General features: G+C 70.5%; 14 protein-coding genes. 9 read left to right on the top strand and 5 right to left on the bottom strand.

What is annotated here, in order from left to right:
* The first annotated feature begins 59 nt into the window (after positions 1-59).
* From M2317_RS09030 to M2317_RS09010, 5 genes are all read left to right on the top strand, one after another.
* On the top strand, positions 60-1,022 hold the full coding sequence (locus M2317_RS09030; RefSeq protein ID WP_429459571.1) for an ABC transporter permease: 963 nt from the start codon (positions 60-62) through the stop codon (positions 1,020-1,022).
* A complete protein-coding gene (locus tag M2317_RS09025; RefSeq protein ID WP_429459345.1) occupies positions 1,019-1,879 on the top strand; it encodes an ABC transporter permease in 861 nt (286 codons plus the stop codon). Before M2317_RS09030 ends, M2317_RS09025 begins: the two co-directional genes overlap by 4 nt.
* A complete protein-coding gene (locus tag M2317_RS09020) occupies positions 1,876-2,694 on the top strand; it encodes an ATP-binding cassette domain-containing protein (RefSeq protein WP_429459343.1) in 819 nt (272 codons plus the stop codon). The genes M2317_RS09025 and M2317_RS09020 overlap by 4 nt, the downstream gene beginning before the upstream one ends.
* Positions 2,691-3,449, top strand: a complete 759-nt coding sequence (locus M2317_RS09015) for an ABC transporter ATP-binding protein (RefSeq protein WP_429459341.1) — start codon at positions 2,691-2,693, stop codon at positions 3,447-3,449. The genes M2317_RS09020 and M2317_RS09015 overlap by 4 nt, the downstream gene beginning before the upstream one ends.
* 387 nt (positions 3,450-3,836) lie before the next feature.
* Positions 3,837-4,733: a helix-turn-helix transcriptional regulator gene (locus M2317_RS09010; protein ID WP_429459340.1), complete on the top strand. Its 897-nt coding sequence runs from the start codon at positions 3,837-3,839 to the stop codon at positions 4,731-4,733.
* Between the two features lie 3 nt (positions 4,734-4,736).
* Here the strand turns inward: M2317_RS09010 and M2317_RS09005 are convergent, their stop codons facing one another.
* The gene (locus M2317_RS09005) at positions 4,737-5,198 is read right to left on the bottom strand and encodes a DUF3817 domain-containing protein (protein WP_429459338.1); all 462 of its coding nucleotides are present in this window, start codon (positions 5,196-5,198) and stop codon (positions 4,737-4,739) included.
* A gap of 48 nt (positions 5,199-5,246) precedes the next feature.
* Positions 5,247-6,440 carry an MFS transporter gene (locus M2317_RS09000; RefSeq protein ID WP_429459336.1) on the bottom strand — a complete coding sequence of 398 codons (1,194 nt, stop codon included), beginning with the start codon at positions 6,438-6,440 and terminating at the stop codon, positions 5,247-5,249.
* Between the two features lie 253 nt (positions 6,441-6,693).
* On the opposite strand from M2317_RS09000, the gene M2317_RS08995 reads away from it, so the two are divergent.
* Both M2317_RS08995 and M2317_RS08990 read left to right on the top strand, forming a co-directional pair.
* Entirely contained in the window at positions 6,694-7,542 is an 849-nt protein-coding gene (locus M2317_RS08995) for a serine protein kinase RIO (protein ID WP_429459334.1), read from the top strand.
* 67 nt (positions 7,543-7,609) lie between these two features.
* Positions 7,610-9,013, top strand: a complete 1,404-nt coding sequence (locus M2317_RS08990) for an MFS transporter (protein ID WP_429459333.1) — start codon at positions 7,610-7,612, stop codon at positions 9,011-9,013.
* A 1-nt stretch (position 9,014) separates the two neighbouring features.
* Here the strand turns inward: M2317_RS08990 and M2317_RS08985 are convergent, their stop codons facing one another.
* On the bottom strand, positions 9,015-9,512 hold the full coding sequence (locus M2317_RS08985) for a MarR family winged helix-turn-helix transcriptional regulator (RefSeq protein WP_429459331.1): 498 nt from the start codon (positions 9,510-9,512) through the stop codon (positions 9,015-9,017).
* Positions 9,513-9,601: 89 nt separating this feature from the next.
* Here M2317_RS08985 and M2317_RS08980 point away from each other — a divergent pair, with 89 nt between their 5' ends.
* The gene (locus tag M2317_RS08980) at positions 9,602-10,591 is read left to right on the top strand and encodes a MarR family winged helix-turn-helix transcriptional regulator (RefSeq protein ID WP_429459329.1); all 990 of its coding nucleotides are present in this window, start codon (positions 9,602-9,604) and stop codon (positions 10,589-10,591) included.
* A gap of 105 nt (positions 10,592-10,696) precedes the next feature.
* On the opposite strand, the gene M2317_RS08975 is transcribed toward M2317_RS08980, so the two are convergent.
* Positions 10,697-12,028: a hypothetical protein gene (locus tag M2317_RS08975; protein WP_429459327.1), complete on the bottom strand. Its 1,332-nt coding sequence runs from the start codon at positions 12,026-12,028 to the stop codon at positions 10,697-10,699.
* Between the two features lie 69 nt (positions 12,029-12,097).
* The gene (locus tag M2317_RS08970; protein WP_429459326.1) at positions 12,098-12,742 is read right to left on the bottom strand and encodes a TetR family transcriptional regulator C-terminal domain-containing protein; all 645 of its coding nucleotides are present in this window, start codon (positions 12,740-12,742) and stop codon (positions 12,098-12,100) included.
* A 73-nt stretch (positions 12,743-12,815) separates the two neighbouring features.
* On the opposite strand from M2317_RS08970, the gene M2317_RS08965 reads away from it, so the two are divergent.
* Positions 12,816-13,760, top strand: a complete 945-nt coding sequence (locus M2317_RS08965; RefSeq protein WP_429459324.1) for an alpha/beta fold hydrolase — start codon at positions 12,816-12,818, stop codon at positions 13,758-13,760.
* Positions 13,761-13,956: the final 196 nt, after the last annotated feature.

Raw genomic sequence — 13,956 nt, 5'->3', positions numbered from 1 at the left:
CCCTTTCCGATCGCGGGGTGGGATGCTGAAGCATCCGCCCCGCGATCCCCATGCCTGAAATGCTCACGTATCTGCTCCGCCGCTCCGCGTTCCTCGTGGTGTCGCTCGTCGTCGCCATGATGGTGATCTTCGTGCTGCTCCGACTGCTTCCAGGCGACCCGGCGAACGCGCTGCTCTCGGTGGATGCGACGCCCGAGCAGATCGCCGCGGCGCGCGCGCAGGTGGGCTCGGACCGACCGCTCTTCGAACAGTTCGCGCTGTGGGCGGGCCAGATGCTGCGATTCGACCTGGGCGAGTCGTACATCAGCACGCTGCCCGTGGGCCCCGAGATCGCGGCCCGCCTCCAGATCACCCTGCCGCTGACGCTCCTCGCCTTCATCCTGGCGCTGCTGCTGTCGCTCGTGATCGGCATCACCGCCGCAGTGAAGGCCGACACCTGGTACGGCACGGTGCTCTCCGGTTTCGCGCAGCTCGGCATCGCGGTGCCGGTGTTCTGGGTCGGCATCCTGCTGGTGTGGGTGTTCGCACTCGGACTCGGGGTTCTGCCCTCCGGCGGCTTCCCGCGCGACGACTGGGAGGACCCGGCCGATGCGCTGCGCTCGCTGGCGCTGCCGGTCCTCACAGTCGCGATCGTCATGAGCGCGTCGTTGTCGCGGTACGTCCGCGCCGCCACTCTCGACGTGCTCGGCAGCGACTACCTGCGCACCGCCCGCGCCGGCGGCGCCGGCCTCGGCGAAGCGCTGCTGCGCCACGGACTCCGCAACGGCGCCGTGCCGGTCATCGCCGTCCTCGGCATCGAACTGTCGACGACGCTGCTGGGTGCGGTCGTCGTCGAGAGCGTCTTCACGCTTCCGGGGCTCGGCAGCATGCTGCTGACCGGCATCGAACAGCACGACTTCGCAAACATCCAGGGCGTGCTCGTCGTCTCGACCCTGTTCGTCCTCCTCGTCGGCTTCCTGGCCGACATCGTCCAGCGGCTCATCGATCCTCGGCTGCGCGCACGAGTGGCGGGTGCGCGATGACGGGCATCGTGGAGCAGATCGAGGATGCCGCGCCCCGGCGCCGCGGCGGCAGCCGCGCGACCCTCGTGATCGGGCTGTGCCTGACCGGACTCATCGTGCTGCTCGCCGTCGTGTCGCTGCTGTGGCTGCCCTACGCGCCGAGCGACATCAGCGGCGGACGGCTCGAAGGACCGAGCGGTGCGCACCTGCTGGGCACGGACAAGCTCGGCCGCGATCTGTTCACGCAGCTCATGATCGGCGCGCGCATCGCCCTCATCGTCGGGATCGGTTCGGTCGCACTGGCGGCCGTGCTGGGGATCACGATCGGCCTCATCGCGGCGTTCGCCCGTCCGTGGGTGGACGACTCGATGTCGGCGGCGCTGGACGTCATCATCGCCTTCCCCGTGCTGCTGCTGGCGATGCTCGTCGTCGCCGTGCAGGGGGCGTCGCTGTGGTCGGCGATCCTCGCGATCGGGCTGGCGATGTCGGCGGTCATCGCGCGGCTCACGCGCATCCTCGCGCACCGGGTGCTGCACGAGCAGTTCATCACCGCGGCCAGGACGAGCGGTACGCGGTGGCCCGGGATCGTGGCGTTCCACGTGCTGCCCAACATCTGGCCCACGCTGAGCGTGAGCCTCGCGCTGCAGTTCGGCGCGGCGGTCCTCGCCGAGGCGAGCCTGTCGTACCTCGGGCTCGGCGCTCCGCCGCCCAACGCGTCGTGGGGCCGGCTGCTGCAGGAGGCACAGGGCACAGTGCTCACCGCCCCGGTCGGCGCGATCGCGCCGGGGATCGCCTTGGTCGTGCTCGTGCTCGGCGTGAACTTCGTCGCCGACGGGCTCCGCGACTTCGCCGATCCGACCCGCAGGAGGACGCGTTGAGCCTTCTCGAGATCGCCGGACTCACGGTGACGGCCGGCGGCCGCCGCGTCGTCGACGACGTGTCGTTCACGGTCGCCGCCGGCGAACGCGTCGGCATCATCGGCGAGTCCGGTTCGGGCAAGTCGGTCACCTCACTCGCGGCCACCGGGTTGCTGGGTGCGGGTCTCTCGGCATCCGGATCCGTCCGGCTCGACGGCACCGAGGTGATCGGCGCGGCGGACCGTGCGCTGCGACCGCTCCGCGGCCCCGTCGCCGCCCTGCTCTTCCAGGAGCCCCTGACCGCGCTCGATCCGCTCATGCGCGTGGGTCGTCAGATCGCCGAGCCCATGCGCCGCCACCTCGGGCTGCGCGGCCAGGAGCTGCAGGATGCCGTGCACACCGCCCTGGCCGATGTGTCGCTGCCGGACGAACGCATCGCCCGCGCGTATCCGCACGAGTTGTCCGGCGGACAGCGGCAGCGGGTCGCGACGGCGATCGCGCTGGCCGGGCATCCGAAGCTCCTCATCGCCGACGAGCCGACCACCGCGCTCGACGTCACTGTGCAGGACGAGATCCTCACGCTGCTCGACCGTCTCGTCGCCGAGCGCGACATGGCGCTGCTGTTCATCAGCCACGACCTCGCGGTGGTCGCCCGCATGACCGACCGGGTGGTCGTGATGCAGCGCGGGCGAGCGGTGGAGCAGGGCGAGATCTCGCAGATCATCTCGGCGCCGCAGGGTCCGTACACGACGGCGCTGGTCGCGAGCGCCAGGGCCCTGGATGCCGCGCTCGACGATCCCGCGGCATCCGGCGGGTCGGAAGGGAGCGGGCGATGACCATTCTCGAGCTGCGGAACGCGCGCTTCGCCTACGGGCAGCGCACGGTCGTCGACGACGCCTCGCTGCAGGTGGCCGAGGGCGAGGCCGTCGGTCTGGTCGGCGAGTCGGGGGCGGGCAAGTCGACGATCTTCTCGCTGCTGCTCGGGCTGGCCGCGCCCCACGAGGGCGAGGTGCTCTTCGACGGGCAGCCGCTGAACCGTCGCGATCGTGCGCTCATGCGGCGGTTCCGCGGCGACGTGCAGACGGTCTTCCAGGACCCGTACTCGTCACTCGACCCCCGCCAGCGGATCGATCGCATCGTGGGCGAGCCGTTGCGCTCGCTCGGCATCGCTCGCGGAGCCGACGCGCGGGTCGCGGTGGCGGATGCCGTCCGCTCGGTGGGCCTCGACGCCGAGGTGCTGGGGCGGTACCCGCACGAGTTCTCCGGCGGGCAACGGCAGCGCATCGCGATCGCGCGCGCGATCGTGTCGAAGCCGCGGGTGCTGCTCGCGGATGAGCCGGTGAGCGCGCTCGACGTCACCACGCGCATCCAGGTGATCGACCTGCTGCGCACGCTCCGCGCCGAGACCGGTCTGGCGCTCGTCATGGTGTCGCACGATCTGAGCGCGGTAGCGGCGCTGTGCGAGCGGACGATCGTGCTCCGCGACGGCCGTGTGGTCGAGGAGGGGCCGACGCGCGGCATCCTGAGCGCTCCACGGACCGAGTACGCGCGCACGCTGGTCTCGGCGATTCCCCGGTTGCCTGCGGCCTGACCCCGCCGCGGGCGCCGCCAGGGTCGCATTCCGGTCGCAGTTCGCGCCGCATCGGCACGCCGGGCCACCATTCCCGTCGCAGTTCACGCCGCATCGGCACGCCGGGCCATCATTCCCGTCGCAGTTCACGCCGCATCGGCACGCCGGGCCATCGTCCCCGTCGCAGTTCACGCCGCTTCGCGGCAATCGGAACGGCACCAACTGCGACGGGAACGGATGCCGGCCGTGCCATGGCGGCACCAAGTGCGACGGGAACAAGCGGCGCCGGCAAGGACGACGCCAGTGGCGACGGGAATGGATGCCGGCAGTGCTAGAGCGGCGCCAAGTGCGACCGGGAGAACCCGCCGATCCGGAATAGCACCCGCTCACCAGGGGTTGCACTCACACATGACGACTGTCGATCCTGCTCGCCTGGCGGAGGTGCTCTCCTCCTTCGATGTCCGACTCGGTTTCGCACGCCGCACCACGCTCGCCCAAGGCGGGCTGCTGCCGCTGCCAGCCGGACAGGTCACGCTCGCATACGTCGTCGAGGGCGAGATCACCGGCGACGTCGTGCTCGACACCAGCTGCACGCTCGATGTCCCCGGCGGGTCCACCGGAACCGCCCGCGGCCCGCGCACGCTGCTCGCCGGCGATGCGTTCCTCAGCATGGGGCACCGGCCGATCGTCCTGGAGTCGACCTCCGGTGCACGCCTGATGACCGCCGACCTGGAACTCGATTCGGATGCCGTCGACGGCATCCCGGGTTTCGTTTTCGTCACGGGATTCGCCGAACTCGAACCGGCCGCCGCCGCGCTGGCCGCCAATCTCGGCCCCGTCGATCCGGACCTGCACGGACTGCGTTCGGGCGACCCGCTCATCTGCCGGATGATGGTCACGACCGTGCTGCTCAGCGTGATCCGCGCCTGGGCGCAGAACGGCTGCGCGCCGCAGGGCTGGCCGTCCAGGGCGGGCGACCCCTTCCTCGACCGGGTGGTCGATGCGATCCACTCCGAACCGGGGCGCGACTGGACCGTCGACCTGCTCGCCAGTGTCGGCGCGATGTCGCGGTCGGTGTTCGCCGAGCGCTTCCGCGCCGCCGTCGGCCAATCGCCGGCGAGTTACGTCACAGACGTGCGGATGCGTCAGGCCAAGGAGCTGCTGGATGCGGGCCGCAGTGTCTCCGAGACCTCCCGCGAGCTCGGTTACGCGTCGGACGAGGGCTTCAGCCGCGCGTTCCGCCGGCACACCGGTGTGACGCCGTCGCTGTGGCGTCTGCAGGGGCGCACTGCGATCCCCGCCTGATCATCAGCGCCCGCCGGGCGGGCCGACCAGCAGCAGGATCACGTAGAGCGCGACGATCGCGAGGACGAGCAGTCCCGCGAGCACCCACGGGCGCCGCAGGAACCAGCGCATCAGCCGGTCGTACCAGCGCGCATCGCGCGGATCATCACCGGCCTCGAGCCGCCAGTCGCCGCGCAGGCGACCCGAACGGTGCAGCCAGATCTCGGTCGGGATCGTCGCGTACGGGATCACCGCACTGACGACCGCCAGCACCGCGACGCCGACGTGCCAGCGCTGGTTGAGCGCGACGAGGATCGCCGTCGCGCCGTACGCGAGGAACACGAACCCGTGGATGCCTCCGCCGATCGTCACCACGATCCCCGGCGCACCGAGGGCTCGAGCGATGAGCGCGGCGATCAGGATCGTCCAGGTGATCGCCTCGGCGATCGCCAGGACGCGGAAAAGGCGGGCGGGTGCACGGAACACGGGTCTCCTCGGGTGGGGTGATTCCAGCCTAGGAGACCCGGGTATGAGTCAGCCGCGCACGCGGTTCGACGCCCCGAACAGCACGGCCCCGAGCACGAGGATCGCCGCGCCGATGACGTAGTTCAGTTCGACTCCGAGAGCATCGACGAGGATGCCGCCGACACCGGCCGCGAGCATGATCGCGCCCTGGAACCCGACGACCACCAGGCTGCCGCCCGCTTCGAGACGATCCGGCATCCGGTGTCCGACCCAGGTGTTCACGACGATCAGCCAGGAGGCGAAGAAGAAGCCCCACACGAACACCGCCACCCCAATCGCGGCGACGGACCCGGGGAGCAGGATCGTGGCGAACACGGCCGCCGCGATCGAGACGGGGCCGACGACAGCGAAGACGGCGAACGTCCGGTCGACGATGAGTCCGATCACGAGGTTGCCGATCAGGCCGCCGGCACCGAACAGAGCGAGCAGGAGGACGATGGTCCCGGCATCCACATCCGGCACCCGCTCCAGGGCGAGGCGGATGTAGGTGTACGCGAGGAAGTGACCGAGCACGACGAGGACGTGTCCGGTGAGGCCGAGCCCGACGCCGGGTCGGCGGATCGTGTCGACGAGGATGCGGAGGCTGGATGCCTGAGCGGCCGGCACCGAGGGCAGAAGGGTCCGCAGGCCGATGGCCAGCACAGCGGTGACGATCCCGGCGAGCGCGAACACCGCGCGCCAGTCGAGGACTTCGCTGAGCATGACGCCGATCGGAACACCCGCGACGGTCGCCAGCGACGTCCCGGCCGTCGTGAACATGACGGCACGGCCGATGCGCTCCGGCCCCGCAATCCGGGCGGCGACCGTGATCGACATCGACCAGAACGCGCTGATGGCTGCGCCCAACAGGAATCGCGCGAGCAGCACGAGCACCAGGTTGGGCGCGATCGCGACGATGAGGTTGGATGCAGCGGCGGCGAGCGCCATCCAGACCAGGAGGCTCCGCCGATCCAGCCGCGGGAAGATCAGACCGACCGTCGGGGCGACGATGAATCCCACGAGAGCGGTCACGGTCACGGTCTGCCCCGCCTGCCCCGGCGTGATGCCGAGCCCGTCCGCCATCTCGGTCAGCATCCCGTTGGGCAGGAACTCCGCCGTGACGAGCAGGAAGCTCATGAGCATGAGCATGAGCGGCCCGCCGTAGCGCATGCGCTCGGCTGCGGCGACCGGGGGGACGGTGGGGACGGGGGCGGTCGTGGTCATGTCTCCACCCTCGCAGGATGCCGGTGCCCGCACCCGATCGGTCGTCCGCGGCATCCGACCGATCGTCCGGGGCTGGACGGCGGCCCGGCGTCCGGATATGCTCGACTCCGCGCCGGGACGTCCCCGGAAGGAATCAGCGGAAGGAGCAAGCCATGACTGCTGTCGTCGTCGTGCCCTCTTCCGACCAGAACCTTCCCCTCGAGGCCGCCCGCTCCTGATCCGCGCGTGGTCTCCCCTCCCCGGAGCAACCATCGTGTCTGATCCCTTCGCGTCCACGGACGCATCCCCCTTCGACATCTCTCTCGCTTTCGCCGACGTCGAGCCCGGCGAGAACCAGCGCTGGACCACCTGGCCTGCCGTCACCCCGTCCGAGCGCGGCCCCGAACCGCGGCCGTCCTGGGTCGTGACGAGCGCCGGCGCCCTCGACACCGAGCTCGGCATCCTGAAAACCGGCAAGGAGGCGGATGTCTTCCTCATCGAGCGCGCCGTGCCGGACGATCCATCGCAGCGAACGCTGCTCGCGGCCAAGCGCTACCGCACATCGCAGCACCGCACGTTCCACCGCTCGAGCATCTATACCGAGGGGCGGCGCACGCGCAGATCCCGCGACGCGCGCGCGACCGAGAAGAAGTCGCTCTACGGCCGGGAGGTCGCGGCGGCTGAGTGGTCGTTCGCCGAGTTCGAGGCTCTGTGCCGCGCGTGGGAGCTCGGAGCTCCGGTGCCGTACCCCGTGCAGGTGAACGGCACCGAGGTGCTCATGGAGTTCGTCGGAACAGGTTCCGTGGCGGCGCCACGACTCGCGCAGGTGCGCGGCGACCGGGACGAGCTGACCGACCTGTTCCGCCAGGTCGTCGACCTCATGCACGTCTTCGCCGCGGCCGGGTTCGCGCATGGCGACCTCTCGCCGTACAACCTGCTCGTGCACGAGGGCCGCGTGCGCGTGATCGACCTGCCCCAGATCGTCGACGTCATCGCGAACCCGCAGGGATTCGATCTGCTGCACCGCGATTGCGTCAACGTCTGCGACTGGTTCGCCCGGCATCGGGTCGAGGCGGATGCCGAGGCGCTGTTCGCCGAGCTCGTCGCCGTGTCGTTCGAGTGAGCGCGCACGGAAGCCGCCACGGCGCGCCGCAACCTCGTGTTCACCGGACGCGGCCAGACTTCGAGACATGAGCTCGTCGGATGAGACGCCCGTCCCGCCGCCCACCGCGAACAGCGGCGCCGTCGGAGTGATCGGGCTGGAGCTGCGCGGCGACACCCCCGCTCCGAAGAAGCAGGTGTACTCCTGGGCCCTATGGGACTGGGCGACGCAGCCGTTCAACACCGTCATCCTGACCTTCATCTTCACGGCGCTGTATCTGACGACCGAGCAGTTCCTCCCGGCCGACATCGCGGCCCTCGGCGACAAGGACCCCGCCTACCTCGCAGCCGAGGCTGATCTCGCCAGCGGTCTCGGGCTCGGCTCCACGATCGCCGGACTCGCGATCCTCGTCTTCGCTCCGGTGCTCGGACAGCGGGCGGATGCCGCGGGGCGCCAGAAGCTCTGGCTCGGAATCGGCACCGGAGCGCTGATCGCCTGCATGTTCGGGCTGTGGTTCGTCGAGCCGACGCCGGCGCTGTTCTGGCTCGGCGTGGCGCTGATCTCGGCCGGCAGCGTGTTCGGCGAGATCGCGGCGGTCAACTCGAACGCCATGCTGATCGGGATCGCGAACCCGAAGACCATCGGACGCATCTCGGGGCTCGGATGGGGCTTCGGCTACATCGGCGGGATCGTCGCGCTCGTGCTCGTGGTCGTCTTCTTCACGTTCGACTGGTTCGGGCTGCCGACGGAATCGGGGCTCCCGTTCCGGATCATCGCGGTCGGCTGCGCGATCTGGGCGATCGCCTTCAGCATCCCGATCTTCCTGAACGTGCCGGAGCCGTCGCTGGGGCGGCCGGAGCGCAAGGTCGGGTTCTTCCGTTCTTACGTTCTGCTCGTGAAGGACGTCGTCGGGCTGTATCGCGCGCCGGAGACGCGGCCCACGTTCTGGTTCCTGCTGGCGAGCGCGGTGTTCCGCGACGGGCTGGGCGGTGTGTTCGCGTTCGGGGCCATCATCGCCGGGCAGGTGTTCGACTTCGATTTCCTGCAGCTGGTGATCTTCGGCATCGCGGCGAACCTCATCGCGGGCGTCTCGACGATCCTCGCCGGTCGACTGGACGACCGGTTCGGCGCCAAGCGGATCATCCTCTTCTCGCTCGCGTCGATGGTCGTCGCGGGCCTGGCCGTGTTCTTCCTCTCCGAGATCGGTGCCATCGTGTTCTGGATCGGCGGCCTGCTGCTGTGCGCCTTCGTCGGACCGGCGCAGTCGGCCTCGCGGTCGTTCCTCGCGCGGGTCACGCCGGCCGGCCGCGAAGGCGAGATCTTCGGCCTCTACGCGACCACCGGACGCGCCGCGAGCTGGATGGCCTCGGCCGCGTGGACCGCCCTGATCGTGCTGACCGCTCAGACGAAGTTCGGCATCCTCGGCATCGTCATCGTGCTGCTGATCGGGTTCCTGCTGCTGCTTCCGGTGCCGGAGCGTCGGGCGTCCTGACTCAGACGTTCCAGTTGTCGGCGAGTTTGTTGAGGAGTCGGGCGAGCTCGGTGCGTTCGGCCTCCGTGAACGCTTCGAGCGCCGTCGACAGGGCCTGACGGCGCTCGCCCTTGGCTCCGCGGGCGACGCGGATGCCGGCATCCGTCAGCGCGATGCGGGTACGACGGGCATCCTCGGGGTCGGCCTCGCGCTGGACGAACCCGCGCTCGACTCCCTGCTGCACCAGTCGCGAAGCGCGCGGCTGATCGACGCCGACGGCCTCGGCGAGCTCGCTCACGCTGAGCGGTGCGGATGCCGCGGCGAGCGCCTCCAGCATCCGCATCCAGGCCGGGGCGGCGAAGCGCCCGCCGGGACCCGCGCCCCAGGGGCCTGGGCGGCCGGGGTGCGGTCCGCCGTGATGGCCGTGCGGCCCGCCGTGGTGGCCGTGTCCATGCGGGCGCCGGCCGCGCAGGCGCGCGAGTGCTTCGGCGATGTCGTCGGCTGGGTCGGGTGAGCTCACGCATCTGATTTTACATGCTATTTGACATACGTTGGGATTGCATGTCACACTACATATACATGCACAGTGACAAACAAAAGGACATCCCCATGAACACGCAGAACACATCACGGGAAGAACGCCCGTTCGGCTACTGGCTCACCGCGACCGATCGGCTCCTCGCCGCAGAGTTCGCCCGTGCCTTCGAGAACGAGGGCATCACACGCCGCGACTGGCGGCTGCTCAACGCCGTCGACGGCAGCGTCCCCACCGGACGACCGATCGACGACCGCAAGCTCGGTCGCCTGATCGAGCTCGGCTGGATCAGCTCCGCCGAGGACGCGTGGGAGCTGACCGACGACGGACGCGCCGCCAAGGAGCGGCTCGGAGCCATCGTCGACGGCATCCGCGCCACGGTCGCCGGGGCTGTGAGCCCCGAGGACTACGCGACGACCATCGCGAGCCTGACGGCGATCGCGCGAGCGCTCGGCTGGGACGAGAACGCCCCGCTGCCGCGCAGGCGCCGCGGACACGAAGGGCGCCGCCGACACGGCGGGCACAGCCGTCGGCACGCGCACGGATTCGGCCCGTTCGCCGGCCACCGCGCGCCCGACGATCACGATCACGATCACGACGGGCACGGACATCGGCACGGACGCCGCTTCGGCGAACACGCCGGCCCCCATTGCCGTGAGCATGTCGAAGCCCATGAGGCCCTCGGCGGCCACCGTCGCGGGCCTGGTTCCGCGCCGCGCGAGTTCGACGGAGGTGGTTCACGGTTCGCCGACCACGGCTCCGGCCGGTGGCACGGCGATCACGGACACGACCGGTCGTCGCGCGACGACCTCCACGGCACCCGGAACGGATCCTGGCACAGCGACGGCGCACCTGCCGACCACGGTCACGGTCGCGGGTACGGCGGTCACGCGGCCTCCGATCAGCACTTCGGTGCACACGGCGACCACGGACACTCCGCCCACGACGACGGTCGCGGCCGTCACGGTCACGGCGGCCCGCACCGTCGTATCGCACGGATGGCCCAGCACGCCTACGAGCGCGGCTTCGACGCCGGGTTCGAACGCGGCACCACCGCCGGGTGACCACCCCGCTGCTCGCACCTCTCCGCGAGACTTGCTTTCCACGCTGACACCGACCCGCACAGGGTCGGTCTCACGCCGCAGAGCAGGTCTCGCGGTGCGTGGAGGCTAGAAGGGCAGTGCGAGGTAGAAGTCGAAGACGGCTTCGTCGTCCGGGCCCTCGATGAGCATCAGTCGAGGCGCGGCATCCGCGCTCGGCACGTGCCAGATGATGGCCTGCTGGGCGCCATCCGCATAGATGCGGCTGGTGCCGGTGCCGTCGTCGTACACCGAGCTCTCCGACGTCAGCGGCTCGCTGCGCTGTGCGGCGAGCTCCTCTCCGGCCGCGGCAACGACGTCGTCGTCCGCGAACGCGATGACGGACAACCGGAGCTCTCCGGCCGTCGACGTGAAGCTCGCCGACGTCGCACCGGATGCCGAGGCCACCGGCGCTGCGGCATCCTGCCAGTCCTCGTCCGTCGTCCACACGACCCCGCCACGACCAGTGATCGTGCTCTTCACGGCAGTCGAGATCTCCGCGCACAGATCGGAGCAACCGGATTCCGAGACCTCGTCGACCGTGACAGGCTCGGGGATTCCCGTGCCGGAGCCGCCGGATGCCGCGATCGACGGCGGGTTGTTCACGAGCACGAGAATCCCGATCACGGCGGCGATGAGCAACGCCGCGAGCGCGATGAAGACCACGATCGGCCATCCGCGGTAGGTGTCGCCGCCGCGCGGGTTCGAGGGGTCGGATGCCGAGGTATCCGTCGCCTGGCCGAAAGGCGCGGCGGGGGCGAAGGCGGCCGGCGGCTGCTCGGCGGCGAAGATCGGTGGTGCGGTCGGCGACCCGGGGGCAGGCGGTACGCCGGGTGTTCCGGAGACCGGCGACGCCGCGGGGAGTCCGGGAGCCGGTGCTGACGCGCCTGCTGATTCGTGGGGCCGGCTCGGGTCGGATGCGGGCGTCTCGGATGCGGCCGCCGGCGCAGGGTCGGATGCCGATTCGGGGACGGCATTCCCGCCCTCGAAAGGAGCCTGGCCCGCCGCGGACTCACCCGCGGTCGTGCGCGCGCGCAGTTCGGAGCGGGTCGCGGGCGGCGGAACGTCGGTGGACACTGCCGCCTTCTCGTCCTCGAGCAGCACGGCGGCCGTGGGGTCGAGCGGCGGGATCTCCGGCGGATCCGGGATCGTGAAGTCGGGAACGGCGATGTCGGCCGGCGGGATGTCGAGATCGTCCACGCGCGCCATCGCGAGAACGGCGCTCACCTCGAGGTCATCCGGCATCGCGGCGGGGGCCACACCAGCATCCGTCTCTTCAGCGGGCGTCACGGACACGCCGGGGACGTCGTCGGCGGCGGCACCGTCGGTCGGCGTCGGCCCCTGCGCCGGCGGCGGGGGCGGCGGAAAGGCACGCGCCTCGTCGTCGCGCGGGACTTCCGGATTCCCCATATCGCCGCTCACGCTCTGATCCTATGCCGCGCGGTGGTTTCGCGCGGGGGCACCTGCCGCGCCATCGATCGAAGCGGGTGATCACGCCAGAGCGGTCAGCAGCTCCGGATCCGCTCCGACCGTGAGCAGCTGCTGCCGCATGGCGCCGGCCGCCCGGTCGTAAGCGTCGTCGTCACCGAAGAGCAGCGATCGGCTGTTCGCGTGCTCGTCGAGCGCGATGAGGACGAAGGCGATCGCCTCGGCATCCGACCCCTCCTCCAGCTCGCCGCCCTCGACGGCGTATCGCAACTGCGCGGCGACGTAGCCGTACCAGTCGGACTGGGCGGCGCGCACGGCGTCGCGGACCGGTCCCGGCTTGGAGTCGATGTCGGCGGAGGTGGCGGCGAAGAAGCATCCGCCCGTGAAGACACGGTCGCGGGAGTAGTCCAGAGCCCGACGCATGAGCGTCGCCACCCGACGCACACCGCGGGGTTCGTCGCGCGACGGCTCGACGATCGTGGCCATGAACACCTGGCGGGCCGCGGCGATCGTCGCCAGCTGCAGGGACTGCTTGCTGCCGAACAGCGTTGCGATGCTGCTCTTGCTGTGCCCCGACATCGCGGCGAGGCGTCCGATCGTGAGCCCGTCGAGACCGTCGACGGACGCGAGATCCGTGGCCCGAGACAGCACACTGCGCCGCGAGGCGTCCCCTCGTGCCCGGCGCCCGTCCACCACCTGATCCGACATGCCTCTAGTTTACGCACGACCGTTCGTATACTCTACGTACGATCGTTCGTATTAATTCGGAATCGAGGAAGACATGCCGCGCTCCGCCACCTTCGTCCGCACCGCACTCCGCACCGCCGACACGATCTCCCCCGCCCTCGCGGGCCGGATCGCGTATGTCCTGTTCTTCCGCACCCGACCGCGCATGGCGCTGCGCGATCAGGATCGACCCACCGATCTCGCCGCTCGTCGCGAGCTGCTGCGCGTGCGCGGCAGAGACGTCGTGACCTATCGCTGGGGCGATGGCCCGCGCACCGTGCTCGTGATCCACGGCTGGATGGGGCGGGCCACCCAGTTCGCCCCGCTCGTGCGCGAGCTCGTCGCGGCCGGCCTCCGCGTGGTGTCGTTCGACGCACCCGCACATGGCGCGTCGGGCGGCCGCAGCACCGACATCCGCGACTGGATGGCCGCGATCGAGGGGCTGCAGCTGCGCTTCGGCCCGTTCGATGCGATCGTCGGGCATTCGGTCGGCGCGGTCGCCTGCCTCACGGCCGCGCGCACGTTCGCTCCGACCCCGCTCGTCGTCACGATCTCGGGAGCAGCGGGCCCGATGGCGATGGTCGACCGGTTCGCGCAGATGGTCGCTCTGAGCGACGCCGCGAGGGATCGCTTGGCGCGCCTGTTCGCGGCTCGGATCGGCGAGACACCGGCATCCGTCATCGAGCGCTTCGACACGGCCGCCCAACCGCTCCCCTACGGAACTCGCCTGCTCGTCGTGCACAGTCGGGACGATCAAGGCCTCCCGGATGCCGATTCCGTGCGCCTGCACCGGGCCCACGCCGGTCGCTCGCGGATGCTGCGACCATCCGGCCTCGGCCACAACCGCATCCTGTCGGACGACGACGTGCTCGACGTCGTCGTCGAGGAGGTCACCCGCGGGGAGCATCCCGCGCCGGACGCCATCTCGGTCGCCCGAACGGGAGGAGAACGTCCGAACGGGAGGACCGATATCGCGCATTCGCCCCTCCCGTTCGTGTGATCCCCTCCCGTTCGGTGCGGGGCGGGTGTCGGAACACATGCGGGGCGGATGTCGGAACAGGTGCGGCGCGGGTGCCGGACGCCAGGCAGGGCAGCTCCGCGAGACTTACGGTGCGGGGTGAGGCCCAGTCAGCCCAACTCGGTCTCACCTCGCAAAGTAAGTCTCGCGGGTCTTCCGTAAATAGGTTGACATCAAC

The sequence above is a fragment of the Microbacterium sp. ZKA21 genome (assembly GCF_050434165.1).
Taxonomy (GTDB): Bacteria; Actinomycetota; Actinomycetes; order Actinomycetales; family Microbacteriaceae; genus Microbacterium.
The sequence above is the reverse complement of the archived record's forward strand: the minus strand, read 5'-3'. Positions and strand labels throughout refer to the sequence as shown.

Excerpts from the sequence above, each read along its gene's own strand:
- M2317_RS08980 (WP_429459329.1), top strand. The coding sequence starts at position 9,602 with ATGAACACGCAGAACACATCACGGGAAGAACGCCCGTTCGGCTACTGG.
- M2317_RS09010 (WP_429459340.1), top strand. The coding sequence starts at position 3,837 with ATGACGACTGTCGATCCTGCTCGCCTGGCGGAGGTGCTCTCCTCCTTC.
- M2317_RS09015 (WP_429459341.1), top strand. The coding sequence starts at position 2,691 with ATGACCATTCTCGAGCTGCGGAACGCGCGCTTCGCCTACGGGCAGCGC.
- M2317_RS08990 (WP_429459333.1), top strand. The coding sequence starts at position 7,610 with ATGAGCTCGTCGGATGAGACGCCCGTCCCGCCGCCCACCGCGAACAGC.
- M2317_RS09030 (WP_429459571.1), top strand. The coding sequence starts at position 60 with ATGCTCACGTATCTGCTCCGCCGCTCCGCGTTCCTCGTGGTGTCGCTC.
- M2317_RS08965 (WP_429459324.1), top strand. The coding sequence starts at position 12,816 with ATGCCGCGCTCCGCCACCTTCGTCCGCACCGCACTCCGCACCGCCGAC.
- M2317_RS08970 (WP_429459326.1), bottom strand. The coding sequence starts at position 12,742 with ATGTCGGATCAGGTGGTGGACGGGCGCCGGGCACGAGGGGACGCCTCG.
- M2317_RS09025 (WP_429459345.1), top strand. The coding sequence starts at position 1,019 with ATGACGGGCATCGTGGAGCAGATCGAGGATGCCGCGCCCCGGCGCCGC.
- M2317_RS09000 (WP_429459336.1), bottom strand. The coding sequence starts at position 6,440 with ATGACCACGACCGCCCCCGTCCCCACCGTCCCCCCGGTCGCCGCAGCC.